General features: G+C 42.9%; 28 protein-coding genes and 2 tRNA genes. 28 read left to right on the top strand and 2 right to left on the bottom strand.

The genetic code is table 11. The annotated features are described in order from the left end of the window. Positions 1-91: 91 nt before the first annotated feature. Entirely contained in the window at positions 92-859 is a 768-nt protein-coding gene (locus tag CH364_RS08820) for an SDR family NAD(P)-dependent oxidoreductase (RefSeq protein WP_100743135.1), read from the bottom strand. Positions 860-931: 72 nt separating this feature from the next. Continuing rightward, entirely contained in the window at positions 932-1,624 is a 693-nt protein-coding gene (locus CH364_RS08815; protein ID WP_100743134.1) for a histidine kinase, read from the bottom strand. Between the two features lie 214 nt (positions 1,625-1,838). Between CH364_RS08815 and CH364_RS08810 the strand changes: the two genes are divergently transcribed. The 28 genes from CH364_RS08810 to rplE all read left to right on the top strand — a co-directional run bounded on the left by CH364_RS08810 (position 1,839) and on the right by rplE (position 23,731). Continuing rightward, positions 1,839-1,910, top strand: a tRNA-Thr gene (locus tag CH364_RS08810). A 5-nt stretch (positions 1,911-1,915) separates the two neighbouring features. Further along, positions 1,916-1,989, top strand: a tRNA-Trp gene (locus CH364_RS08805). A 41-nt stretch (positions 1,990-2,030) separates the two neighbouring features. After that, on the top strand, positions 2,031-2,219 hold the full coding sequence (secE, locus tag CH364_RS08800) for a preprotein translocase subunit SecE (RefSeq protein WP_002973751.1): 189 nt from the start codon (positions 2,031-2,033) through the stop codon (positions 2,217-2,219). A gap of 8 nt (positions 2,220-2,227) precedes the next feature. Continuing rightward, positions 2,228-2,782, top strand: coding sequence for a transcription termination/antitermination protein NusG (gene nusG / locus CH364_RS08795; protein ID WP_002973653.1), 555 nt, complete (start codon positions 2,228-2,230; stop codon positions 2,780-2,782). Positions 2,783-2,821: 39 nt separating this feature from the next. Then, the gene (gene rplK, locus CH364_RS08790; RefSeq protein WP_100743133.1) at positions 2,822-3,247 is read left to right on the top strand and encodes a 50S ribosomal protein L11; all 426 of its coding nucleotides are present in this window, start codon (positions 2,822-2,824) and stop codon (positions 3,245-3,247) included. A gap of 25 nt (positions 3,248-3,272) precedes the next feature. Then, the gene (gene rplA / locus CH364_RS08785; protein WP_100743132.1) at positions 3,273-3,965 is read left to right on the top strand and encodes a 50S ribosomal protein L1; all 693 of its coding nucleotides are present in this window, start codon (positions 3,273-3,275) and stop codon (positions 3,963-3,965) included. Between the two features lie 12 nt (positions 3,966-3,977). Further along, positions 3,978-4,511, top strand: a complete 534-nt coding sequence (gene rplJ, locus CH364_RS08780; RefSeq protein ID WP_100743131.1) for a 50S ribosomal protein L10 — start codon at positions 3,978-3,980, stop codon at positions 4,509-4,511. 36 nt (positions 4,512-4,547) lie between these two features. Next, positions 4,548-4,931, top strand: coding sequence for a 50S ribosomal protein L7/L12 (rplL, locus tag CH364_RS08775; protein ID WP_004783509.1), 384 nt, complete (start codon positions 4,548-4,550; stop codon positions 4,929-4,931). A 125-nt stretch (positions 4,932-5,056) separates the two neighbouring features. Then, on the top strand, positions 5,057-8,743 hold the full coding sequence (gene rpoB / locus CH364_RS08770) for a DNA-directed RNA polymerase subunit beta (protein ID WP_100743130.1): 3,687 nt from the start codon (positions 5,057-5,059) through the stop codon (positions 8,741-8,743). A gap of 14 nt (positions 8,744-8,757) precedes the next feature. Continuing rightward, entirely contained in the window at positions 8,758-13,059 is a 4,302-nt protein-coding gene (gene rpoC, locus CH364_RS08765; protein WP_100743129.1) for a DNA-directed RNA polymerase subunit beta', read from the top strand. A 143-nt stretch (positions 13,060-13,202) separates the two neighbouring features. Further along, a complete protein-coding gene (gene rpsL, locus CH364_RS08760) occupies positions 13,203-13,577 on the top strand; it encodes a 30S ribosomal protein S12 (protein ID WP_004783543.1) in 375 nt (124 codons plus the stop codon). Between the two features lie 14 nt (positions 13,578-13,591). Then, entirely contained in the window at positions 13,592-14,065 is a 474-nt protein-coding gene (gene rpsG, locus CH364_RS08755; protein ID WP_100743128.1) for a 30S ribosomal protein S7, read from the top strand. Positions 14,066-14,142: 77 nt separating this feature from the next. Beyond that, positions 14,143-16,089, top strand: coding sequence for an elongation factor G-like protein (locus CH364_RS08750; RefSeq protein WP_100743127.1), 1,947 nt, complete (start codon positions 14,143-14,145; stop codon positions 16,087-16,089). Positions 16,090-16,138: 49 nt separating this feature from the next. Beyond that, on the top strand, positions 16,139-17,344 hold the full coding sequence (gene tuf, locus CH364_RS08745) for an elongation factor Tu (protein WP_002974170.1): 1,206 nt from the start codon (positions 16,139-16,141) through the stop codon (positions 17,342-17,344). A 5-nt stretch (positions 17,345-17,349) separates the two neighbouring features. Next, the gene (gene rpsJ, locus CH364_RS08740) at positions 17,350-17,658 is read left to right on the top strand and encodes a 30S ribosomal protein S10 (protein ID WP_002974412.1); all 309 of its coding nucleotides are present in this window, start codon (positions 17,350-17,352) and stop codon (positions 17,656-17,658) included. A gap of 11 nt (positions 17,659-17,669) precedes the next feature. Continuing rightward, on the top strand, positions 17,670-18,293 hold the full coding sequence (gene rplC, locus CH364_RS08735; RefSeq protein WP_002974191.1) for a 50S ribosomal protein L3: 624 nt from the start codon (positions 17,670-17,672) through the stop codon (positions 18,291-18,293). A 15-nt stretch (positions 18,294-18,308) separates the two neighbouring features. Continuing rightward, positions 18,309-18,944: a 50S ribosomal protein L4 gene (gene rplD, locus CH364_RS08730; RefSeq protein WP_100743126.1), complete on the top strand. Its 636-nt coding sequence runs from the start codon at positions 18,309-18,311 to the stop codon at positions 18,942-18,944. A 4-nt stretch (positions 18,945-18,948) separates the two neighbouring features. After that, a complete protein-coding gene (locus CH364_RS08725) occupies positions 18,949-19,254 on the top strand; it encodes a 50S ribosomal protein L23 (protein WP_002973792.1) in 306 nt (101 codons plus the stop codon). A gap of 2 nt (positions 19,255-19,256) precedes the next feature. After that, a complete protein-coding gene (gene rplB / locus CH364_RS08720) occupies positions 19,257-20,093 on the top strand; it encodes a 50S ribosomal protein L2 (RefSeq protein WP_100721553.1) in 837 nt (278 codons plus the stop codon). 13 nt (positions 20,094-20,106) lie between these two features. Continuing rightward, positions 20,107-20,385 (top strand): 30S ribosomal protein S19, encoded by a 279-nt coding sequence (gene rpsS / locus CH364_RS08715; RefSeq protein ID WP_100743125.1) that lies wholly within the window; start codon positions 20,107-20,109, stop codon positions 20,383-20,385. 8 nt (positions 20,386-20,393) lie between these two features. Next, positions 20,394-20,744, top strand: coding sequence for a 50S ribosomal protein L22 (gene rplV / locus CH364_RS08710; protein ID WP_004783773.1), 351 nt, complete (start codon positions 20,394-20,396; stop codon positions 20,742-20,744). A gap of 3 nt (positions 20,745-20,747) precedes the next feature. After that, on the top strand, positions 20,748-21,425 hold the full coding sequence (gene rpsC / locus CH364_RS08705) for a 30S ribosomal protein S3 (RefSeq protein ID WP_100743124.1): 678 nt from the start codon (positions 20,748-20,750) through the stop codon (positions 21,423-21,425). 22 nt (positions 21,426-21,447) lie between these two features. Then, entirely contained in the window at positions 21,448-21,861 is a 414-nt protein-coding gene (gene rplP / locus CH364_RS08700; RefSeq protein WP_100743123.1) for a 50S ribosomal protein L16, read from the top strand. Further along, positions 21,858-22,130 carry a 50S ribosomal protein L29 gene (gene rpmC / locus CH364_RS08695; RefSeq protein WP_100743122.1) on the top strand — a complete coding sequence of 91 codons (273 nt, stop codon included), beginning with the start codon at positions 21,858-21,860 and terminating at the stop codon, positions 22,128-22,130. Before rplP ends, rpmC begins: the two co-directional genes overlap by 4 nt. Before the next feature lie 3 nt (positions 22,131-22,133). Continuing rightward, the gene (gene rpsQ / locus CH364_RS08690; RefSeq protein WP_012388932.1) at positions 22,134-22,403 is read left to right on the top strand and encodes a 30S ribosomal protein S17; all 270 of its coding nucleotides are present in this window, start codon (positions 22,134-22,136) and stop codon (positions 22,401-22,403) included. Further along, complete coding sequence (gene rplN, locus CH364_RS08685) at positions 22,400-22,792, top strand: 50S ribosomal protein L14 (RefSeq protein WP_002974152.1); 393 nt, start codon at positions 22,400-22,402, stop codon at positions 22,790-22,792. Before rpsQ ends, rplN begins: the two co-directional genes overlap by 4 nt. 1 nt (position 22,793) lies before the next feature. Continuing rightward, positions 22,794-23,177: a 50S ribosomal protein L24 gene (gene rplX / locus CH364_RS08680; protein ID WP_100743121.1), complete on the top strand. Its 384-nt coding sequence runs from the start codon at positions 22,794-22,796 to the stop codon at positions 23,175-23,177. Between the two features lie 2 nt (positions 23,178-23,179). Then, positions 23,180-23,731 (top strand): 50S ribosomal protein L5, encoded by a 552-nt coding sequence (rplE, locus tag CH364_RS08675; protein WP_100743120.1) that lies wholly within the window; start codon positions 23,180-23,182, stop codon positions 23,729-23,731.

Here is a 23,731-nt window from a genome sequence, read left to right as displayed (position 1 = left end):
CGAAATTTTTTTCGTTTGAAAAAAAAATGACAAAACTTGCTTACCATGATGTACCCTCAAGTAGACCTGAGGGTATATTCGTTAATCAAAGTTAGATTCGAACACCACCTGAAATTTCTAATACCACTCCCGTAACTAAATCGTTAAAGATAATAAACTCTGCAGTGGACGCTATCTCATCTGGTTCACCAAGTCTCCCTACTGGAATGATTGACTTCCATTTTTCTAATGCTTCCGGATTCATATCTTTTAGAACCATTTCAGTTCCGATAAATCCTGGAGCTATTCCTGCCACTCTGATTCCAAACTTAGCAAGTTCTTTTGACCAAGTCACAGTCATTGCAGCAACTCCCGCCTTGGCAGCACTATAATTTGTTTGTCCTGAATTTCCATGCATAGCAATGGACGCAATGGGAATGATCACTCCCTTCTTTTGTTCCACCATCTTTGCTGCCGCTTCGCGTGCGGTAAGAAACACACCGGTTAAGTTCACATCAATGACCGATTGCCATTGGTCGATTCCCATTTTGCCTTTAACTTTTCCCGTTTCTTTGTCCACTCGGATGAGTAGTCCATCACGCAAAATTCCTGCGTTCAGAATGGCCACATCAAGGCTACCCTGGAATGCACTCGCTTCTTCAATAAGACGAATGCTGTCTTCTTCTTTAGCGACATTGGCCACAATGCCAGTTGTTTTAATTCCCTCTTTTTGAAACAGAGCTACGGTTTCGTCCAATTTGTCTTTTTGGATGTCTGAGAGAATGATGTTGGCACCTGCCTTACCCAAGCGGTAAGCCATTGCTTTTCCGAGTCCACCGGCCGAACCAGTGACGAGAATGTTTGCACCTTTTAATTCCATGTCCACCAGTTTCAAAAAAGGCGGACACGAGGTCGATACAAATCTAAAGGTAAGGGTAATAGGAAAAAAGATTTAAATTTCTGCTAGTTCTGCACTGCGAAATGACACATAATTGTCGTTAAATGGGATTTCTACCCGAGCAACCGTACGGTCTGCATGGGTTATGATTCGAAATAGGTTAGGGTCAACCCCTTCATTTTTGAGGAGGATCATGATGAGGGCAATCCCAAGTCCGGCACCTTCTGTATTATCCATATTGTCCATATAGAATTCAGCAATATCATTATAACCCATTGACTTTTTCATTTTCTCACGCATCCGGGCTTCTTCGGTTTTAATTACCGGAGTGTTGTTTGTGACTTCCACAAGCAGTCCATCCAAGCAGTAGTGAAATTTAATTTGGACATAGACACCTCGGGCGAGACAACGTTTGCCGTATTCATCAGCCATCTTCTCTGAAAACTTTTTGGAATATTCTTTGATCCCTTGAAGGTAATCACTTTCATCAGTGATGTCTAGACCTTCGTCTTCAAAAAACACACGTTTTTGATTGGCTTTGATTCCGTTGATGGTCAGTTCTTTGGAGATTGTATAAAGCATCTCAACGAATTGTGATTGTCCTACTTCAGAAAGGATGTTGGTGATGAGGCCTAAAACATATTGTTCTAGTTGGCGATTCATCCGAGAAGACCTTACGACAATTTTGGATTTTGCCTTTACTAAATCGGGAATTTGTGTTTCTAATTCTACAAATGGTTTCGCCACGAATCATTCCTTAAAGTGGGGGACTTATCCCACATGGTTCTATTATCGAACCGGGAAATCCACAACTAAAATCTCAAGGGAAATTCGCTGTTTTTCCTGTTTTTTTACCATTTCCAGGAAATAAACTCATTTTCCATTGACCAAAGAGCCTCATTTAAAATAGTGTAAAAAACCTAGCCTCGCTTGGATACCCGCGCTTGGGTGGGAAACGTTTGCCCTCTTAGCTCAGTGGTAGAGCACTTCCATGGTAAGGAAGGGGTCACCAGTTCAAGCCTGGTAGAGGGCTTGTTTAGGGCTGTAGTTTAATGGTAGAACTAGGATCTCCAAAGTCCTTGGTGGGAGTTCGATTCTCTCCAGCCCTGCCAGACTGCAGAATATATAGAATTAGAGAACAGGACAAGGATCAATGAAAGCTACGAGTTTCATTCAGGAATGTAAAGCAGAACTTGAAAAAGTGCATTGGCCAACGCGCCAAGAGGTAGTCAGTTCTACCGTTGTAGTCCTAGTTACAGTATTTATCTTTTCCCTATTTTTATCAGCTTCGGACTTTGTATTTCTGAAACTGTTAAAGTGGTTCTGGGCATTAGGAACATAGGTAGGGAAGTGGGCGATTCTTTAGATAAAAAATGGTATGTGCTTCAAACTTATTCCGGTCACGAGAATAAGGTGAAGACAAACATTGAAAAGATGGTCCAACAACAAAAGCTGGAAGACCAAATTTTCGCGGTAAAAATTCCTTCGATGGAAGTTGCCGAAATGAAAAACGGCAAGAAGAAGGTCACAAAGAAAAAACTCATGCCGGGTTACGTTCTCGTTGAGATGAACATGACCGATGACCTTCGATTTAAAATCCAGAACTTACCTTCTGTGTCTACCTTTGTAGGCGGAAAAGGAAAAGGTCCGGAGCCACTTTCACTCGATGAGATTAAAAACCTCTTTAGTGACGTGGGAAGTGTGGAATCGGAAGAAGTTTCGAGACCTCGTTTCCTATTCAAAGTGGGCGAAACATTGAAAATTATAGATGGTCCGTTTGCTAATTTCACAGGTCTTGTGGATGAAATCTTTCCTGATAAAGGAAGACTCCGCGTTCGTGTTGAAATTTTCGGAAGATCCACTCCAGTTGAGTTGGATTATCTCCAAGTAAAATCGGAACAATAGAACTGATAGATTGATTTTTAGTAAGGAACTTGAAACGAGATGGCTGCAAAGAAAGTAGTAAAACAAATTAAACTCCAAGTGGAGGCAGGGAAAGCAAACCCAGCTCCTCCAGTAGGTCCGGCACTTGGTCAGGCTGGACTCAATATTATGGAATTTTGTAAACAGTTCAATGAAAGATCAAAAAACCAAATGGGACTCAAACTCCCGGTGGTCATCACTGTTTATTCCGATAGAAGTTTTACATTCGTAACAAAATCCCCTCCAGCTGCTCTTCTTGTGATGAAGGCGCTTGGTGTGCCAGGCGGATCTGCCACACCTCACACTGTAAAAGTGGGAACAATCAAACGTGCTCAACTAGAAGAAATTGCAAAAACTAAGATGGAAGACCTAAATGCGAACGATATGGAAGCAGCAATCAAGATCATTGCTGGGACTTGTCGTTCCATGGGTGTAAACGTCGAGTAATCATTAGGAAACGGGAACCGAAGTCATGAAACGCGGCAAAAAATATATCCAACTCAAAGAGAAAGTCGATCGCACTAAGGTTTATACCCTTGGTGAAGCAGTCGGTTTGGCAAAAGCTACTAGTTTTTCCAAATTTGATGGAACTTTAGAGATTTCGACTAAAATCAATTATAAATCTCTTCAAAACGTAAGAGGGACAATCTCTCTTCCACACGGAACTGGAAAAACAATCAAGGTTTTGGTTTTCTGTAAAGGAGACAAACAAAACGAAGCGAAGGAAGCTGGTGCTGATTTCGTAGGTGATATGGATCTGATTGAAAAAGTTTCTGGTGGATGGACTGATTTTGATGCTTGTGTGGCAACACCTGACATGATGAAGGAAGTTGGTAAACTTGGTCCGGTTCTTGGTCGTAAAGGTCTTATGCCAAAACCAAAAGCAGGAACAGTAACCACTGATGTATCCAAAGCAGTGAAAGAACTGAAAGCGGGTCGAATTGAATACCGCCCTGACAAAGGGGGAGTGGTTCACTTAGGAGTGGGAAAATGTTCCTTCTCTGATGACAAACTTTCTGATAACATCAATGCTGTTGTTGCAGCTCTTATGAAAGACAAACCTTCCGATGCGAAGGGTGATTACCTAAAGTCTTTCTCAGTAGCAGCAACTATGGGAATCGGCGTAAAAGTCGATGTGAAAGAACTAGTAAACGCGAACATATAACGAGTAAGAATCATGGCAAATCCATCTAAAATCGAAGCAGTAGCAGAACTTAAAACTCGTTTGGAAAAACGACCTAACTTTATTTTAGCATCTTACAGCGGTTTAACTGTTGAAGATATGTCCAACCTTCGTGCGAAACTTCGCAAAGAAGGATCGGAGATGAAGGTAATTAAAAATAACCTTTTTCTCCGTGCTTTAAAAGAGTCTTCTGAACATAAAAACAACTCCATTGACTTTGGGGATGTTTACAAAGGCCCACTTGCAGCTATTTTCTCTCTGGATGCACTTCCAGCAGTAGCAAAAGTTTGTAAGGACTTTGCAAAAGATAAGAAGGAACTCGAAATCAGAACCGGCTATATGGACGGGGAAGTTTTGGGTAAATCTGGAGTAGAGGCGATTGCTGGACTTCCGTCCAAACAAGAACTTCTTGCGCAAGTGGCTCGTGGGATCAATGCTCCTGCAACGCAAATTGCTTCTGGAATCAATCAAATCATGGCATCATTGGCACGCGCCATCAATGCTGTAGCCGAGAAAAACGGCAATTAGTAATCATAGTGATTAGTAGGATAAGGAGAATATAGGATGTCTGTTGACGCGCTATTAGAACAAATTGGAAGTCTTACACTGGTTCAGGCAGCTGATCTAGTGAAAAAGATGGAGGACAAATTCGGGATTTCTGCTGCTGCACCGGTTGCGGTAGCGGCTGTTGCGGGTGCAGGTGGTGGCGCAGCTGCTGCTGAAGAGCCTGCAACTTTCAATGTAATCTTGAAAGCACACGGTGACAAAAAGATCGACGTTATTAAACTCGTTCGCGAAATCACTGGTCTTGGATTGGCAGATGCGAAAACGCTTGTAGAAGCTGGTGGAAAATCAGTGAAAGAAGGCGTTTCTAAAGACGAAGCTGCTGATATTAAGAAAAAACTCGAAGGTGTTGGGGCTCAAGTAGAAGTTGCTGCTGCCGGTTAATCGGTTGCCAATTTTTAAACCCAGTCTTCAAAAACTTAGAGGCAGGGAGGCCGTAGGCGTCCCCACCTCTATTTTTTCGTTTATCATACCATCTACTATTTTCATGTCTCTAGGGAGAGTATTCCATGCATACCCGAATGCAAATTAGAAACCGGGTAAATTTCGGTAAAATTACCGACCTCAATTTACTTCCTAATCTTATCTACGTACAGAAAAAATCCTTTGATTGGTTTCTCCAGTCGGAAGTGAAAGATCCGACGAAACGTTTGAACCAAGGGTTGGAAGCGGTATTTCGCGAATCCTTTCCAATCGAATCGCCAAACAACGATATGGTCATGGAATATGGCCATTATATCTTGGGAGAGCCGAAACGCGATCCACAAGAGTGCAAAGACACTGATTCTTCCTTTGCTGTTCCCCTAAAAGCAGTCATTCGACTCATCATCAAAGATACCGGAGAGATTCGGGAACAAGTTGTCTACATGGGAGACCTTCCTGTAATGACAGACCACGGAACTTTCATCATCAATGGTGCGGAAAGGGTAGTGGTAAGCCAGCTCCATAGATCTCCTGGTATTTTCTTTTCTTACGACCAAGCGCGTGATACTTTCTCAGCTCGTGTGATTCCATACAGAGGTTCTTGGTTGGAATTCGAAATGGACAACAAAGGAATCCTTGTTGCCAAAATCGACCGTAAGAAAAAATTCCCAGCAACCCTTCTTGTCAAAGCAATGGGTATGGGAACCAACGAAGAAGTTCTTCGTCTCTTCTACGGATCTTCTAAGATGAAGATTGCTGGTGCCAATCCAAAAGACCTAAAACGTCTCATTGGTCGCCGAACCATCGCCGATATCATCAACATGGAAACGGGAGAGGTAATGCTCGACGCCGGATCCAAAATCAATGAGGACAATATCTCCATCCTTCGTGAAATGAAGGTAAAAGATGTGGATGTCATTGAATTTCCAAAAGGAAAAGACAACCCAGTTCTTATCAACTGCCTTGAAAAAGATGGTGTGAACGACTACGAAGATGCAGTGAAAAAGTTCCATACCATTATGCGTCCCGGCGAACCTTCTACGATTGAAAACGCTGAAGCAGAACTGAAACGCCTCTTTTTCTCTCCTAAAACTTTTGATTTGGGAATCGTTGGTCGTTACAAAATCAATAGTAAATTTGAATTTAACAATCCGAAAGAATTTGCAAAAGCAGAAGACAGAGTTTTAAGAAAACAAGACATCATAGAAACAGTTCGTTATCTTGTGATGCTCATGTCAGAAGCGGAAAACTACTATCCGGATGATATTGACCATTTAGGAAACAGAAGGATTCGTTCTGTTGGTGAGCTCATTGCAAACCAATTGAAACTTGGATTCTCTCGGGTAGAACGAGTGATCAAAGAAAGGATGACAGTACAAGAGCCGGAACAACAAACTCCGCAGCTTCTGATTTCCATCAAACCAATCACTGCTGTGATCAATGAGTTTTTTGGATCTTCGCAACTTTCTCAGTTTATGGACCAAACCAATCCTTTGGCAGAACTTACTCACAAACGTAGGTTAAACGCACTTGGGCCTGGGGGACTTTCTCGTGATAGAGCCGGTTTCGAAGTTCGTGACGTTCATTATTCTCACTATGGTCGTATGTGCCCGATTGAAACACCGGAAGGTCCAAACATTGGTCTCATTCTTTCCATGTCTAGTTTTGCAAGGGTGAACGATTATGGGTTCATTGAAACTCCATACCGCCTTGTAAAAAACGGAAAAGTCCAAAAACAAGTAGAGTATCTCACTGCAGACAAAGAAGAATACCACTATATGGCGCAGTCAAATTCGACTGTGGATGAGAAGGGAGAATTTACTTCTAAACTCATTTCCACTCGCCATAGAGGGGACTTTCCTTTCCGTAGCCCATCTGAGATCCAATATATGGATTTAGCTCCTTTACAAGTTGTGTCTGTATCCACAGCACTCATTCCATTCCTCGAACATGATGATGCGAACCGCGCACTTATGGGTTCGAACATGCAACGCCAAGCGGTTCCACTTCTCACAGAAGAAGCTCCTTTTGTCGGAACAGGTATGGAAGCTCGTGCGGCATATGACGCAGGAGTTTGTATTGTTGCGAAAAAAGATGGTGTGGTTTCCAAAGTGGATGCCACTGGTGTTTGGATCAAAGAAGACCAATCCAAAGAGATTGTTCATTACCCACTCATTAAATTCAAAAAAACCAACCAAGGAACTTGTTTTAACCAAAAACCAAACGTTTCTATGTTACACACAACGACTGGTGGTAAGGTAAGTAAGGTTTCTAAAGAACGTGTGGAGTTAACCGCTCCTAACGGCGAAAAAGAAACTCACGAACTGTTCCATTCGGAAGAAGTACAATACGTTGCGGTTGTGAAAGAAGGCCAAGACCTAGGAATTGGTGCTCCTGTTGCCGGACAAATCATCAAAGGTGAAAAATACGGTGAGTTTGGACAAATCCTACAAAAAGGAACTGTCCTTGCGAACGGCCCATCCACTGACGCTGGTTATTTGGCACTTGGACGTAACGTTCTTGTAGCATTTATGCCTTGGGAAGGTTACAACTTTGAGGACGCGATCTTAATTTCAGAACGAATCATCAAAGACGACGTTTTCTCTTCGATCCACATTGAAGAATTCGAAATCCAAGCTCGGGAAACCAAACTCGGACAAGAACAAATCACTCGTGACATTCCAAACCTTTCGGACAAAGCGTTCCGTGATTTGGATGAGTCAGGTGTGATCCGTGTGGGTGCCGAAGTGAAACCAGGTGACATCCTGGTTGGTATGGTGACTCCAAAAGGAGAAACCGACCTTACTCCTGAATACAAACTATTACACTCCATTTTTGGAGAGAAGGCAAAAGAAGTAAGAGATTCCTCTCTTCGTATGCCAAACGGTTTTGAAGGAACTGTGATCGATATCAAACGTTATTCCCGTGAAACAGGCGATGAACTCGCTGCTGGCGTGGAAGAAATGGTGAAAGTCTATGTGGCTCGTAAACGTAAACTCCTAGTGGGTGATAAGATGGCGGGTCGTCACGGAAACAAAGGGGTAGTTGCCCGTGTGATGGCACAAGAAGACATGCCATACATGGAAGATGGGACTCCAGTTGATATCGTGCTTAACCCACTCGGGGTTCCTTCTCGTATGAACCTCGGTCAGATTTTTGAAACACAACTTGGGTTTGCTGCCAAAAAACTAGGAATCAATTTTGAAACTCCTGTATTTGATGGGGCAACTGAAGGTGATGTTCATGAATTCTGCAAAAAAGCAGGATTACCGGAAAACAGCAAATTTCAGTTATACGACGGAAGAACGGGAGAAAAATTCATCAACCAAGTCTTCTGCGGATACATTTACATGTTGAAACTGGCTCACTTGGTGGATGACAAAATCCATGCAAGATCCACCGGACCTTACTCACTCGTTACGCAACAACCACTCGGTGGTAAGGCACAGTTCGGGGGACAAAGGTTAGGGGAGATGGAAGTTTGGGCTCTCGAAGCTTATGGTGCATCACACACCTTACAAGAGTTACTTACCATCAAGTCTGATGACATGTTAGGACGTGCAAGAATTTACGAAGCGATTGTGAAAGGAATCCACTCGATCAAACCGGGAATTCCAGAATCATTCAACGTTCTTGTGCAAGAACTCCGAGGACTCGCTCTTGATATCATCATCAAAGACTCCGAAGGATTGGAAGTGGATATCTCTGATTACGAAGATGAATTCTCGAAAAACAAAAAGAAAATCAAATTCGAGACCATTGAAAACGTTTAGGGAAGGGAAAAAGTATGAGAAATTACAATAGTTTTGAATCGATTACGATCCGTTTGGCATCACCCGAGCGGATCAAAGAGTGGTCGTTTGGGGAAGTCAAAAAACCTGAAACGATCAACTACCGTACCCTAAAGCCGGAACGAGATGGTCTTTTCTGTGAAAAAATCTTCGGAACCACTAAGGATTGGGAATGTTACTGCGGTAAATTCAAATCCATTCGTTATAAGGGAGTGGTTTGCGACAAATGCGGGGTTGAGGTAACTCACTCCAAAGTGCGTCGTGAAAGAATGGGTCATATTGAACTTGCGGCTCCTGTTTCGCATATTTGGTATTACCGATCGGTTCCATCACGTATGGGACTCCTTCTTGATATGACCATCAACCAACTCAAAAGTGTTCTTTACTTTGAGAAGTATGTGATCATTGACCCAGCTGATTCCGGAAGGAACAGAGGGGAACTCATCGATGAAGATGAATACCATAATTATTTAGATGAATACGGTGATAAATTTATCGCTGGTATCGGTGGGGACGCCATCAAAGAACTTCTCGCACGTATTGATGTGGATGCAGAAGCTCGTGTGATCCGCCAAAAAATCCAAGATAAAAACAAAATCTCCGACAAACGTATTTTTAAACGCCTAGAAGTTTTGGAAGCTTTCCGGGATTCCGGAAACCGTCCTGAGTGGATGGTTCTGGATGTAGTTCCTGTGATTCCACCAGAACTTCGCCCGATGGTACAACTAGAGGGGGGACGTTTTGCAACGTCCGACCTTAATGATTTGTATCGCCGTGTGATCAACCGTAACAACCGACTCAAACGTCTTCTTGCTTTGAAAGCTCCTGAGATCATTGTTCGTAACGAAAAACGTATGTTACAAGAAGCAGTAGATGCTCTTTTTGATAACAGCCGTCGCAAACGAACTGTCAAAGGAAAAGGAAATCGACCACTGAAATCGATCTCCGATATGCTCAAAGGAAAACAAGGTCGGTTCCGCCAAAACCTACTCGGGAAACGGGTAGATTATTCTGGTCGTTCCGTAATTGTAGTTGGTCCTGAACTCAAATACCACCAAATGGGTCTTCCTAAGAAAATGGCTTTGGAACTTTTCAAACCATTCATTATGAAACGCCTTGTGGATTTGGAATTAGCACCAAACATCAAATCTGCGAAGAAAAAAATCGAAGCAGAAGACAAAGAAGTTTTTGATGTATTGGAAACTGTGGTGAAAGAACACCCAGTATTACTAAACCGTGCTCCAACACTTCACAGACTTGGGATCCAAGCATTTTTACCAGTCCTTGTAGAAGGAAAAGCAATCAAACTCCACCCACTCGTATGTCACGCGTTTAACGCCGACTTCGACGGGGACCAAATGGCAATTCACGTTCCGCTGGCTCCAAAAGCACAGTTGGAAACATGGATGCTTATGTTATCACCGCATAACATTTTGAATCCTGCGAACGGACAGCCAATATGTGGACCTACACAAGATATCGTTCTTGGAATTTATTACCTCACTTCTGAAGTGAAAGACGCGAAAGGAGAAGGTAAATTCTTCACGGGTCTCGAAGAAGTGATGTATGCGATTGAAACAAAAACAGTTGAAATTCGCTCTAAAATTTCCGTTTTACATGAAGGGAAAATCATCGAAACAACACCTGGAAGGCTTATCTTCAACCAAGTGATGCCAAAAGGTTATGTGTATATCAACAGAACCCTCGGTGATAAAGAAACGAACAAAATCATTGCAGACGTATACGAGAAGTTTGGACCAGGGATGACCGTTGTGATGCTTGATGAAATCAAACGACTTGGTTACCGTTACGCAACTGTATTTGCTCCTACGATCTCTATTGATGATATCCGAGTTTCTCCTCAAAAAGAGGGACTAGTCAATGATGCCAACAAAGAAGTTGAAAAAGCGGATATGGAGTATCGTAAAGGTATCATCACGAACGAAGAACGTCGTAAAAAAGTAATCGAGATATGGACGAAAACCAATGACCGGATTACAGACGGGATGTTTAAGGAATTGGAAAAAGACCAAGGTGGATTCAATCCCGTATTCGTCATGGCAGCATCCGGAGCTCGTGGTTCCAAACAACAGATCCGTCAGCTCGCTGGGATGCGGGGTCTTATGGCGAAACCGTCTGGGGAAATCATTGAGCTTGCGATTCGTTCCAACTTCCGGGAAGGTCTCGGGGTATTAGAATTTTTTATCTCTACACATGGTGCGAGAAAGGGTCTTGCGGACACGGCGTTAAAAACTGCCGATGCCGGTTACCTCACTCGTCGTTTAGTGGATATTTCACAAGACGTGATTGTTTCCGAAGATGATTGCGGAACAAAAGCAAACATCACTCTCGGAATCGTAAAAGAAGGGGAGAACGTAATTGTTTCTCTCGCGGACAGAGTGTTCGGTCGTTATACGGCTGAAGATTTAGTGGATCCAGTTTCTGAGAAAGTGGTTTTCCCGAAAGACACTCTCATCACAAGAGCTCTTGGACAACAAATTGAAAACCTTGGTTACGATAAAATCAAAGTAAGATCACCTCTTACTTGTAGGTCTCGCCACGGAATTTGTACAAAATGTTACGGTATGGACATGGCGCGCCTAGTTCCTGCTGAGATTGGGGAAGCAGTGGGAACCATTGCGGCTCAGTCCATCGGACAACCGGGAACACAGCTAACGATGAGAACCTTCCACGTGGGTGGTGCGGCATCTGCTACCATTTCAGAAAGAGAACATAAAGTTCCTTATCGCTCTATCGTAAAATCAATCAATGGTCGTCTAGTGACTAACGCAAATTCTGCAAAAGTATTTGCTCGTCGCGGAACCATCATCGTAAACAGGCTGATCCAAGAATTCAATACTGATTCACTTTCCAGTGTTCGTGTTGTGGATGGACAAAGATTAGAAAAAGGGGAAGTATTTGCGACCCAAGTTGGAGAATCGACAGAACAACGAATCACTTCAGACCAAGCGGGAACTGTTTCTCTTGTAGGAACCACTCTTCGAATCTTGGGTGATGACTTTGTGATTCCAGTAAAAATCGGAACCATCCTTCGTGCGGAAGAAGGTCAGATCGTAGAAGAAAACAAAGCACTCGCTGAGTTTGACCCTTTTAACGAAGTGGCAGTATCAGAAACCGCAGGAACCATCCAATGGGAAGATTTAGAAATTGGTAAAAACGTTCGTCGTGACGTGGATCCAAAAACTTCCAATATCATTTTGAAAGTTGTAGAACAAAAGAAAGACCGTCTTGTTCCGAAAGTCATTGTTGGATCTGATGGATACTCTGTCCCTGTGGACGCACTCCTCCAATTCCAAAATGGAGACAAGGTGAGAGAAGGGGATATCATTTTCAAAATCCCATCTATTGCAGAAAAAACTCGTGATATCACGGGTGGTCTTCCACGGGTAGATGAACTTTTCGAAGCTCGTCGTCCGAAAGATGCCTGCACACTGGCAGAAATTGACGGAAAGATCGAAGACAAAGGGGAAATCGTAAAAGAAAAACGAATTCTCTATATCATCCCAGAAACTGCAGAACAAGAAAAAGTAAAAGTAGCCATCCCTGTCGGAAAACAAATCCGTGTGCGCCAAGGTGACTTTGTGAAACGAGGTGACCAGTTGGATGAAGGAAACTTTGACCCGCATGATATCCTTGCAATCAAAGGACCAAATGCCCTTCACGAATATTTGGTTTCAGAGGTTCAGGAAGTTTACCGTCTGCAAGGGGTTCATATCAATGATAAACACATCGAAGTTGTGGTTCGCTCCATGCTTCGTAAGGTAATCATCACTGATAGTGGGGACACTTCGTTTGTGAACCAACAACAAGTGGATAAATTCCTCTTTGATGAAGAAAATGACCGAGTGGAAAAAGAAGGGGGATCTCCTGCACAAGGAACTCCAGTTCTATTGGGATTAACAAAAGCATCCCTCAACACAGAGTCTTATTTCTCTGCAGCTTCCTTCCAAGAAACTACTAAGGTTTTAACAGATGCGGCAATCAAAGGAAAAACAGACAACCTAATGGGTCTGAAAGAAAACGTAATCATTGGTCATATGATTCCTGCGGGAACAGGTATGAAAAAATACCGTGACATTGAAGTTTTCAAAGACCTTCCAGGAGATTTGGATTGGGATCTTGAAACCGAAGAAGAGGAAGAAGAAGTTTCGGAACTTTCCGAAGCGGCTCCTGTTTCTACTGCCACACTTTCCAGACTTGTTGCCGAAGAGGACGAGGATGAAGATGAGTTGGAAGAAGAAGCGGACGACTCCGATGATGAGGACGACGAGGATTAATCCAAAAGAACTTTGTCTCTAGTTACTTTTAAGAAGTTTCTAGGGACAAAATCATGTTTTCGTTTACAAAATGTCCCTATCTGGAATTTTGGACGAAAACGTCATTATTTTTTTAAAGACAGAGAAGTAGAAGAAGGAATCGAATGCCTACAATTAACCAGCTCATCCGTATTGGAAGAGAAGACCAAAAGAAAAGAACTAAATCTCCTGCCCTAAAAGCATGCCCGCAAAGACGTGGAGTTTGCACAAGGGTAATGACTTTCACTCCGAAAAAACCGAACTCTGCTCTTCGTAAAGTAGCAAGGGTTCGCCTTACTACGGGAATTGAAGTCACAGCTTACATTCCTGGTGAAGGCCATAACCTCCAAGAACACAACGTGGTTCTGATCCGTGGGGGAAGGGTAAAAGACTTACCAGGGGTTCGTTATCATATCATTCGTGGAACACTGGATACACTCGGTGTGGACAAACGTCGTAAAGGACGTTCTAAATACGGCGCTAAGCGTCCTAAAGCGTAATCGGAGAAAGGTATATGTCTAGAAGAAGAGGAAAAGTTGAACCACGCCATATCGAAGGCGATCCTAAATACAATGACAAGGTGATTTCTAAGTTTATCAACTGCCTAATGGTAGATGGTAAAAAAAGTGTTGCTGAAACTGTGTTCTACGATGCATTAGAAGTCATTGCGAAAAAAACAGGACAAGATCCTTTTGCCGTTTTCCAAGAAGCTTTGGAAAATGCAAAACCACAAGTGGAAGTAAAATCCCGCCGAGTGGGTGGTGTCACTTACCAAGTACCAATCGAAGTTCGTCCAGAAAGACGACTTGCGCTTGGAATCAGATGGCTTATCAAATATAGCCGTGGCAGAAACGAAAAATCTATGAAAAACAAATTGGCCGCAGAATTCATGGAAGCCCAAAAAGGCACAGGATCTGCGATCAAGAAAAAAGAAGACATCAGAAAGATGGCAGACGCCAACAAGGCTTTCTCCCACTACCGCTGGTAATCCCTTTTATTCGATTCCAAACATTAACGAGCCAGGTTTATGCCTGGCTTTTTTATTTTCACGCATTTCCATAAACCATGATTTACCGCACAGTTGGCATTTTTGCACATATTGATTCAGGGAAAACAACCCTCACCGAACGGATCTTATTTGAAGCAGGGAAAATTTCTGCTGTAGGATCTATCGAAGATGGAAATACCGAATCCGATTCTTTACAGGAAGAAATTGATCGCGGGATCTCCATTCGAACTACCTTTCACTCCCTTCCATGGACAACTAAATTCGGTGAATTCCAAATTCAACTCGTAGACACACCGGGTCATATCGACTTTCGTAACCAAGTCACTGATCTTTTGCCTGCCATGGAAACTGCCATTGTTGTTTTAGAAGCAGGGACAGTGGTGCAATCACAAGCCCGCCTTGTCATCGAAGAACTAACAAAGGCCTCGGTTCCTATGATATTTTTTATCAACAAACTGGATAGGTTTGGAGATGAGTATTTGGACACTCTTGTTTCTTTAGAGGAAATTTTAGGTGGAGCTCCTGTGGCTCTCTTTCAAAAAAATGAATCTGACAAATTGGAATTCTATTTCCATCACCCCTCTGTTTTTCCAAAAACAATAAAAGAGGAATTAATTTCATGGAGTGATGATCTGATGATTTCCTCTTGGAATGATCCTTCTGGCCAAACTGATTTTTCGATGATTGGGTTACACACAGGCCCGAAGGCCGGAAAACTTTATCCCGTGTATGGGGGTTCTGCGAAAACAGGGGAAGGTGTTCGGGAACTTTTGGATTTGGTGCTTTGGACGGAACCAAAGGAAACAGAGAACCCATCATCGCAAACACTTCCGCTCCTAGTTCTTTCTAGAAGGACAAACCCAGAGTTCGGTCGTTATGCCGTCATTTATCCTTCCCGTGAGATTCGTTTAGAAGAGATCCATTCCCTTTGGACTGGGCTTGTCACCGAGAGAGGCAAAGATCTAGCTCTTCCTTCTGCGGACCAATCTCCAATGGAAAACCTCTTTCAATTCCTAGATCCAGAATCGGAAGAAACCATAACGAGATTAGAAAAGGGTAAATTGGTATTCTTAAAAAATCACACAAATCTAGTTCTTATGCCGGGTTATCCGGTGAGTCGAACAACGGGCTTTTCCTCTGAAGCAGAGAGTTCCTCGTCGGAACGATCCCTTAGTCCCTTTTCTCTGGTGATCGAACCGGACTTGTCCGAGGAAAAAGAATTTTGGTTATGTCGCTTGGAGGAACTGGTTTGGGAAGATCCAGGATACGTCCTCCAAAACAAGGAAGATACCGGACAAATGGTACTTCTTGGGCGAGGGGAACTCCATTTAGAAATCGGAGTCCGCCGGGTCATGGAAAGGACAGAAAAAAAACTCAGTTTCAGTTCGATAAACATTGCCAAATTAGAGCATCTTAAAAAAATGTCTCATAAGGTTGCCCTAGAGCATCGTGCCTTTGAAGACCAAAAATCAAGCGGCGCGCTCATTGCAGTCCTGGAAGATACTGCCGACTTTTCGAAGCAAATTGCCTTCGAGGTAAGTCTTCCGGAAGAAGTAAAAAATTCGATAGAAACGTCCTTTTTGGAAGCCTGCTTACACGGGTTCTACGGTGAGGAAGTTGTAGGCCTCAGGTTTCGTGTCCTCTCGTATGAGATGCCGAAAGGAGATTTGCAAACCACTTTAACGCTTTTGAAAGTAGCAATACTTGCGGGCGTAAAGGAATTGTTTCCTTCAAACACATACTTGGTCGGACCCCTCACGGAAATAGAAGTGATGGTGGACGCAGACCACTTAGGTGTAGTTCTTTCTGATCTAAGTCGCAGAAATGCTAAGGTGGTCTCCATCTTGGAAGCTGTGGCAGGGAAGAGTCACTTAAAAGCCAATGCACCGGCCCAAAACCTGCTTGGCTTTTCAGGGGCTCTTAGAAACATGACCAAAGGGATTGGCATTTCTTGGGAAAGGACTGCTTTTACCTATGAATTTCATGCAGTTTTAAAGGAGTAAAGAACCGAGGATCGGGTCTTGCACCACGATTGAGGAGTAGATTCTAACAATGGCTAAAGAAAAATTTGACCGTTCAAAACCACACTTAAACATCGGAACTATTGGTCACGTTGACCACGGTAAGACAACCCTAACAGCAGCTATCACAACAACGCTTGCGAAGTTAGTTGGTGGAAAAAATAAAGCGATTGCTTATGACCAAATCGACAACGCGCCCGAAGAAAAGGCTCGTGGGATTACTATTGCAACGTCCCACCAGGAGTATGAAACTCCAAACCGTCACTACGCACACGTAGATTGCCCGGGACACGCGGACTATGTTAAAAACATGATTACTGGTGCTGCTCAGATGGACGCTGCGATTCTCGTAGTATCTGCAACTGACGGTGCTATGCCACAAACTAAAGAACACATCCTTCTGGCTCGCCAAGTAGGGGTTCCTTACATCGTGGTTTATCTAAACAAAGCTGACATGCTTGCTGCTGACGAAAGAGACGATATGGTTGAGATGGTTAAAGAGGAAATCAAAGACCTCCTTAACAAATACAACTTTCCTGGTGATAAAACACCTTTCATCTCTGGTTCTGCATTGAAAGCTCTTGAAGGTGAAGATTCCGACCTAGGAATGAAATCCATTCTTAAACTTATGGAAGCGGTTGATACTTACGTTCCAAACCCTACACGTATTGTTGATAAACCTTTCCTTATGCCAGTTGAGGACGTATTCTCAATCACTGGTCGTGGAACTGTTGCAACTGGTCGTGTGGAGCAAGGGGTTCTTAAGATCAACGACGAGATCGAAATCGTTGGTATCCGTGATACATCTAAATCAGTTGTTACTGGTATTGAGATGTTCCGTAAACTACTCGATCAAGCTGAAGCTGGAGACAACATTGGTGCTCTTCTTCGCGGAACTAAAAAAGAAGACATCGAAAGAGGTCAAGTTCTTGCGAAACCGGGTACTATCACTCCACACAGAAAATTTAAAGCGGAAGTTTACGTTCTTACAAAAGACGAAGGTGGACGTCATACTCCATTCTTTAACAACTACCGTCCTCAATTCTATTTCAGAACTACAGACATCACTGGTGTTTGTAACCTTCCTGGTGGAATGGAGATGGTTATGCCGGGAGATAACGTTACGATGTCAATCGAACTTATCCACCCAATTGCTATGGACCAAGGTTTGAAGTTCGCTATCCGTGAGGGTGGAAGAACAATTGGTTCTGGTGTTGTTGCGGAGATCGTTGAGTAATCGCAATGGCTGGACAAAGAATTCGCGTTAAGTTAAAAGCTTTCGATCATCGGTTGATTGACCAATCAACCTTTGAAATCGTTGCGACTGCGAAGAGGACCGGAGCTACTGTCTCCGGTCCAATCCCGCTTCCAACGAAAAAAGAAATCTACACGGTATTACGTTCTCCGCACGTGAATAAAAAAGCTAGAGAACAATTTGAAATGAGAACTCACAAGAGACTCATCGATATTTTAAATACGAATGAAGATACGGTAGAAGCCCTGATGAAGCTTCAACTCCCTGCTGGAGTTTCCGTAGATATTAAATCCTAAGGATAGGATCCATGGCTAAAGGTTTAATCGGCGAAAAATTGGGCATGGCCCACATATTCAATAACGAAGGTAAGATGGTTACTGTAACTGTTTTACGCGTGGGTCCTTGTTTTGTGTCCCAGGTAAAAACATCTGCGAATGATGGCTACGAAGCCGTTCAATTAGCATTTGGTGATGCCAAAGAAAAACACATGACGAAGGCTGAAGTTGGACACATTAAAAAAGCTAACATTGCCGCTCCTAAAAAAACTCTGATTGAATTCAAAGGTTTTGAAGATGTAGCAGTTGGTGCTGAGGTAAAACTCGCTGATGTGTTTGCTTTGAACGACACGGTGAAAGTAACCGGAACTTCTAAGGGAAAGGGAACACAAGGTGTTGTGAAACGCCACGGTTTTGCCGGTGGTCCTGCTGGACACGGTTCCAGATTCCAAAGACACCCTGGTTCGATTGGTTCTAATACAACTCCTGGACGTGTGTTCAAGGGTTTGAAGATGGGTGGAAGAATGGGTTCTGAACAGAGCACTGTTCGAAACCTGAAAGTAGTAAAAATTGATGCAGACGCCAATTTGGTATTTGTATCCGGTCCGGTTCCAGGAAGGGAACGCGGTATCGTTACGATAGAAAAAATCGGATAAATAGATAGGTAGAACATGAAAGCGCGTAAATACAATAAAGAAGGCGTATTCGTAAGCGAAGTTGAACTTCCGGCAGAATTATTTGCTACCGGCATTTCGCTTGGAGCCATCTATGATGCGGTTAAGGCTGAAAATGCGAACAATAGACAGGGAACACATTCTACTAAGGATCGTTCCGAAGTTCGCGGTGGGGGAATCAAACCATGGGCTCAAAAAGGAACTGGTCGTGCAAGACAAGGATCCATAAGAGCTCCACATTTCGTTGGTGGTGGTATCATTCATGGACCAAAACCAAGAGATTATTCCTCTAACTTGTCACGCAGCGTTAAGAAGAAAGCTGTTCTCTCCATCCTTAACAAAAAGGCAGAAGAAAACAGAATCGCGATCATAGAAGACGTAGAACCTTCTTCTTACTCCACAAAGTCCATCTACAACATTTTGAAGAACATGGACATTGCAGAGAAGGGTAACGTGGGTTTGGTGGTAGCTGGTGAAAACCAATTCCTCAAAAGATCCACTCGCAATATAGAGAACCTCAAATATGTGAACAGCAAACGAGTCGTTTGCCGAGACATCCTCTATAATAACAATTTAGTAATCTCTGAAAGCGCTTTAAAAGAGCTTCAGGCTCAGTATTCTAAGAAAGGATAAGACAGTGAACCTAGAGAATGTAATCTTATCACCAGTTGTTACAGAAAAGTCGCAAGACCTGCAAACAATTGGAGAACGTATGGGAAAAAGAACTGTCAAGTATACGTTCAAAGTCCACCCGGATGCGAACAAAACTTTGATCAAACAAGCCCTGAAACAAATGTACAACGTAGTTCCAACTGCTGTAAACGTAGCCGTTTACCGTGGGAAAATGAAACGTTTTAGAAACATGCCGTCCCCAAGACCTCATTACAAAAAAGCTGTAGTGACGTTTGCTGACGGAGCAAATTTGGATTTTGCTAAGGTTTAATTATGGGAATTAGAAAACTTAAACCCACAACGCAATCTAGCCGGTATTACTCGGTTCTAGATTTCAAAGAAATCACAGAAGTGGTTCCTTACAAACCGCTCACGGCTAACATTTCTTATAAGGCTGGTCGTGACAATAAGGGACGTATCGCTGTTAGACGGAAAGGTGGACGTAACAAAAGAAAGTTCCGGATCATCGATTTCAAACGTAATAAATTTGGAATCCCTGCGACTGTAAAAACAATCGAATACGATCCAAACCGTTCTGCTTTTATTGCGCTTATCTGTTATGCAGATGGTGAATACCGATACATTTTGGCTCCTAACGGCTTAAAAGTTGGGGACAAAATTGAATCTGGTGCAAATGCCGAGATCAAACTAGGGAACACACTTCCTTTAGATAAAATCCCTGCAGGAACTAACGTTCACAACATTGAACTACATATCGGAAAAGGCGGTCAAATCGCTCGCACGGCAGGATCTTTTGCTGTGATCTCCGCTAAAGATGGTGACTATGTATCTCTTAAACTTCCTTCTTCGGAAATCCGAAAGGTTCGTAAAGAGTGCTTAGCAACGATCGGAGAACTTTCCAATAAAGACCATAACTTGGTCATCATTGGAAAAGCGGGACGTAACCGCTGGTTAGGAAAAAGACCGAAAGTAAGAGGGGTCGTTATGAACCCTGTGGACCACCCACTCGGTGGTGGTGAAGGTAGAACTTCCGGAGGTCGTCACCCTGTGACTCCTTGGGGTAAACCTACGAAAGGATTTAAAACACGTAAGACTAGACCGTCTGACCGTTTTATTGTCCAAAGACGTAAGAAAAACAGGAATAGGTAGGATCTAGATACTCATGGCTAGAAGCTTAAAAAAAGGTCCGTTCATTGACGACCACCTCATGAAAAAAATTACGAGCCTAAACTCTGAAGGGAAAAAAACTCCCTTCAAGTCTTGGTCAAGAAGAAGTACCATTTATCCAGATATGATTGGTCATACAGTCATGATTCATAATGGCAAAGCGTTTGTTCCTGTTTATGTAAACGAAAACATGATCGGTCACAAACTCGGTGAATTTGCTCCCACTAGAACCTTTAAAGGCCATGGTGGAGACAAAAAAGTAGCGAAGAAATAGGTAGAGTGATGGAAGCAAAAGCAGTAGGAAAACACCTCAGAATTTCTGCCAGAAAAGCTCGCCTGGTTGCTGATGAAGTTCGTGGATACGATTACAAAGAAGCCATTGATATCTTGCGTTTTACAAACAAAGCAGCAAGTTCAATGATCATCAACCTCTTGAACTCGGCAGTTGCGAACGCAGTGCAAATGAATGAAAGTTTGGATCCAAGTTCACTTTATGTTAAAAAAATCTATGTGGATGACGGCCCAATCATGAAACGTTTCCGCCCAAGAGCACGTGGCCGTGCTTCTCGGATCCGTAAACGCCTTAGCCACATCACAGTTGTCGTATCTGAAATCGAAAAGAAGGTTAGCTAATTTATGGGTCAGAAAGTAAATCCAATCGGACTACGAATCGGAATCACACGTAATTGGGATTCTATTTGGTTTTCCAAACAAGATTACATTAAAAATCTTCACGAAGATATCAAGATCCGTAGATTCCTTCTGAAGAAATTCAAAAACGCCTCCGTTGTGAAAATCGTAATCGAAAGATTCCCTGAAAAAATCAACGTAAACCTCCATACTTCTAAGCCAGGTATGGTGATTGGTCAAAAAGGCCAAAACATTGAAGCGGTAAAACAAGAACTTAAAAAATACGCAGATAAGCCGATTGGGATGAACATCATCGAAGTGAAAAAACCAGAAGTGATTGCACAAGCAATTGCTGAAACGGTTGCCCTTCAAATCGAACAAAGGATGCCATTTCGTCGAGTGATGAAAGCGGAACTTCGTCGTGCGATGCGCGGTGGAGTGGAAGGCGTAAAAATCCAAATCTCCGGACGTTTGAATGGAGCTGATATGGCAAGAACAGAAAAGTATATGGAAGGACGAGTTCCTCTTCATACTCTTCGTGCCAAAATCGACTTTGGATTCAAAGAAGCCCTTACCACTTTCGGACAAATCGGTGTGAAAGTATGGACTTATACAGGTGACTACTTCCCAACTAAGGAAGAGTCCGATGAAGATAAATACGCTGTAAAACGTAGAACGAGTTAAGAAGTACTAAAGAGAAACGATCATGTTAGCACCTAAACGAGTAAAATTTAGAAAACGCCAAAGAGGGCGCTTAAAAGGTAAGGACGAAAGAGGTTCTTACGTTGCGTTCGGTGAGTATGGTCTAAAAGCCATCTCTTCCGGTCGTATCACTGCGCGCCAAATCGAAGCTGCACGGATTACTATCAACCGCCAAGTAAAACGAGGTGGGAAATTGTGGATCAGGATCTTCCCTCATTTACCAATCACTAAGAAACCTGCCGAAACTCGTATGGGTAAAGGTAAAGGTAACCCTGAGTTCTGGATTGCTGAAATCCGACCAGGACGAGTTCTTTTTGAAATGGCTGGTGTTGATGAAGATACAGCAAGAAAAGCTCTTCACCTAGCAGCATTTAAACTGCCAGTAGAAACTTCATTTGTTAAGAGGAACGTTCTATGAAAGACGATTTCAAATCACTTTCTCCAGAAGATTTAAAGAAAGAAATTCTTTCCTCTTCCGAAGAAGTAAGAAAAGCCAGATTTCAGTTTGGAGTCACAAGATCTCTTGAGAACCCAAAACTAATCCGCAATCATAAGAAGAGAATTGCCCAAGCATTGACTGTCCTTCGTGAGAAGGAACTAACAGCAAAAGGCAAACTCAAACAAATCGCACCGAAAGCTGGTTCAGCGCCAAAAGCTGCTAAAACAGGCAAAGGTAAGAAGAAGTAGGTTATGGAAGATAAAAACTCTAAAAAGTCTTTAACCATTCAGGGTGTAGTTGTGAGCGATGCTATGGATAAAACTGTAGTGATCGAAATCATCACAAGAAAAGTGCACCCACGGTTTAAGAAGATTATGACCAGAACTTCACGCGTGAAAATTCACGATGAGAAGAACGAGTGTCAAGTTGGTGATCGAGTCATCGCTGTGGAAACAAGACCACTTTCTAAGCAGAAACACCATAAACTTGTAAAGGTAATTGAGAAGGCGAAATTAGTATGATTCAACAAGAAACTATTTTACAAGTAGCCGATAACTCGGGTGTGAAAAAAGTCATGTGCGTTAAAGTGCTTGGCGGTTCCAAAAAACGCTACGCAACGCTTGGTGACGAAATTATCGTCGCTGTTAAGGAAGCACAACCTGCATACGGTCTTCGTGACGGGCAAGGTAAAAAAGTGCATAACAAAGCGGTTCAAAGAGCAGTTGTTGTTAGAACGAAAAAAGAAGTTCGTCGTCCAGATGGAACTTACATTCGTTTCGATGACAATGCCGTTGCCATCATTGATGACAAAGGGAATCCAAAAGGAACCAGGATCTTCGGACCTGTTGCCCGTGAACTTCGCGATAAAAAATACATGAAAATTATATCTCTCGCTCCGGAGGTTCTCTAGAATGGCAGCTAAATTAGCATATAGAGGCTCCGAGCCCACTAAATTCAAAAAAACGAAAATCAAAAAGGACGACGAAGTTCTTGTGATTTCCGGTAAAGAAAAAGGAAAAAAAGGGAAAGTTCTAGCAATCGACAAACGCAAAGACCGCGTTTATATCGAAGGTGTGAACAAAAGAAAACGATTCGTACGCCCAACTCAAGAGAACCCTCAAGGTGGCGCGATTGAGATCGAATTCCCAATCCATATTTCCAATGTGATGTTTCACGACGCAAAAGCAGAAAACAAAGCGAAGCCAAAGAAGAAAATTAAGGCTGTACGCTTGGGCTTTACCAAGAAGGATGGTAAATCCGTACGAGTGACTCGACCAGAAGGGAAAGAAGTATAGTTATGGTACCTAGGCTTAAATCAAAATATGAAGCGGAAATCCGCCCTACACTCCAAAAGTCACTCGGCTTCCAAAGTGTCATGCGAGTTCCCAAACTAGAAAAAATCGTAATCAACGTTGGTATGGGCGAAGCTCACACGAACCCAAAAGCGATGGAAGCTTGTCTTGTAGAAATTGGTCAAATCACAGGCCAAAGACCGGTGAAAACTTTTGCTAAGAAATCCATTGCGGGTTTCAAAGTGAGAGAGGGAATGGTGCTTGGTTGCAAAGTAACCCTTCGTGGTCATCATATGTATGAGTTCCTTGACAGATTCATTAACGTGGCTCTTCCACGGGTTCGTGACTTTCGCGGTGTAAACCCAAAAGGTTTCGACGGTCGAGGAAATTATAACCTGTCCGTAAAAGAACAGATCATCTTCCCTGAGATTCATTTTGATAAAATCAATACGATCTACGGGATCAATATCACTTTCGTAACGAACACGGAAGTGGACAAAGAAGCGTTCGAATTATTCCAAGCCTTCGGTATGCCTTACCGAACGGCAGGTAAGTAG

It is taken from the genome of Leptospira harrisiae (genome assembly GCF_002811945.1).
Classification (GTDB): domain Bacteria; phylum Spirochaetota; class Leptospiria; order Leptospirales; family Leptospiraceae; genus Leptospira_A; species Leptospira_A harrisiae.
This window is presented reverse-complemented; position numbering and strand designations above follow the sequence as displayed.

Coding starts and splice junctions, on each gene's coding strand:
- rpoB (WP_100743130.1), top strand. CDS start 5,057: ATGCATACCCGAATGCAAATTAGAAACCGGGTAAATTTCGGTAAAATT.
- rplA (WP_100743132.1), top strand. CDS start 3,273: ATGAAACGCGGCAAAAAATATATCCAACTCAAAGAGAAAGTCGATCGC.
- rplE (WP_100743120.1), top strand. CDS start 23,180: ATGGTACCTAGGCTTAAATCAAAATATGAAGCGGAAATCCGCCCTACA.
- rplX (WP_100743121.1), top strand. CDS start 22,794: ATGGCAGCTAAATTAGCATATAGAGGCTCCGAGCCCACTAAATTCAAA.
- rplP (WP_100743123.1), top strand. CDS start 21,448: ATGTTAGCACCTAAACGAGTAAAATTTAGAAAACGCCAAAGAGGGCGC.
- rplN (WP_002974152.1), top strand. CDS start 22,400: ATGATTCAACAAGAAACTATTTTACAAGTAGCCGATAACTCGGGTGTG.
- rplD (WP_100743126.1), top strand. CDS start 18,309: ATGAAAGCGCGTAAATACAATAAAGAAGGCGTATTCGTAAGCGAAGTT.
- rplJ (WP_100743131.1), top strand. CDS start 3,978: ATGGCAAATCCATCTAAAATCGAAGCAGTAGCAGAACTTAAAACTCGT.
- rplK (WP_100743133.1), top strand. CDS start 2,822: ATGGCTGCAAAGAAAGTAGTAAAACAAATTAAACTCCAAGTGGAGGCA.
- rplV (WP_004783773.1), top strand. CDS start 20,394: ATGGAAGCAAAAGCAGTAGGAAAACACCTCAGAATTTCTGCCAGAAAA.
- rpsQ (WP_012388932.1), top strand. CDS start 22,134: ATGGAAGATAAAAACTCTAAAAAGTCTTTAACCATTCAGGGTGTAGTT.
- rpmC (WP_100743122.1), top strand. CDS start 21,858: ATGAAAGACGATTTCAAATCACTTTCTCCAGAAGATTTAAAGAAAGAA.
- rpsG (WP_100743128.1), top strand. CDS start 13,592: ATGTCTAGAAGAAGAGGAAAAGTTGAACCACGCCATATCGAAGGCGAT.
- tuf (WP_002974170.1), top strand. CDS start 16,139: ATGGCTAAAGAAAAATTTGACCGTTCAAAACCACACTTAAACATCGGA.
- rpsC (WP_100743124.1), top strand. CDS start 20,748: ATGGGTCAGAAAGTAAATCCAATCGGACTACGAATCGGAATCACACGT.
- rpsJ (WP_002974412.1), top strand. CDS start 17,350: ATGGCTGGACAAAGAATTCGCGTTAAGTTAAAAGCTTTCGATCATCGG.
- CH364_RS08820 (WP_100743135.1), bottom strand. CDS start 859: ATGGAATTAAAAGGTGCAAACATTCTCGTCACTGGTTCGGCCGGTGGA.
- secE (WP_002973751.1), top strand. CDS start 2,031: ATGAAAGCTACGAGTTTCATTCAGGAATGTAAAGCAGAACTTGAAAAA.
- rpoC (WP_100743129.1), top strand. CDS start 8,758: ATGAGAAATTACAATAGTTTTGAATCGATTACGATCCGTTTGGCATCA.
- rpsS (WP_100743125.1), top strand. CDS start 20,107: ATGGCTAGAAGCTTAAAAAAAGGTCCGTTCATTGACGACCACCTCATG.
- rplB (WP_100721553.1), top strand. CDS start 19,257: ATGGGAATTAGAAAACTTAAACCCACAACGCAATCTAGCCGGTATTAC.
- rplL (WP_004783509.1), top strand. CDS start 4,548: ATGTCTGTTGACGCGCTATTAGAACAAATTGGAAGTCTTACACTGGTT.
- CH364_RS08750 (WP_100743127.1), top strand. CDS start 14,143: ATGATTTACCGCACAGTTGGCATTTTTGCACATATTGATTCAGGGAAA.
- rpsL (WP_004783543.1), top strand. CDS start 13,203: ATGCCTACAATTAACCAGCTCATCCGTATTGGAAGAGAAGACCAAAAG.
- rplC (WP_002974191.1), top strand. CDS start 17,670: ATGGCTAAAGGTTTAATCGGCGAAAAATTGGGCATGGCCCACATATTC.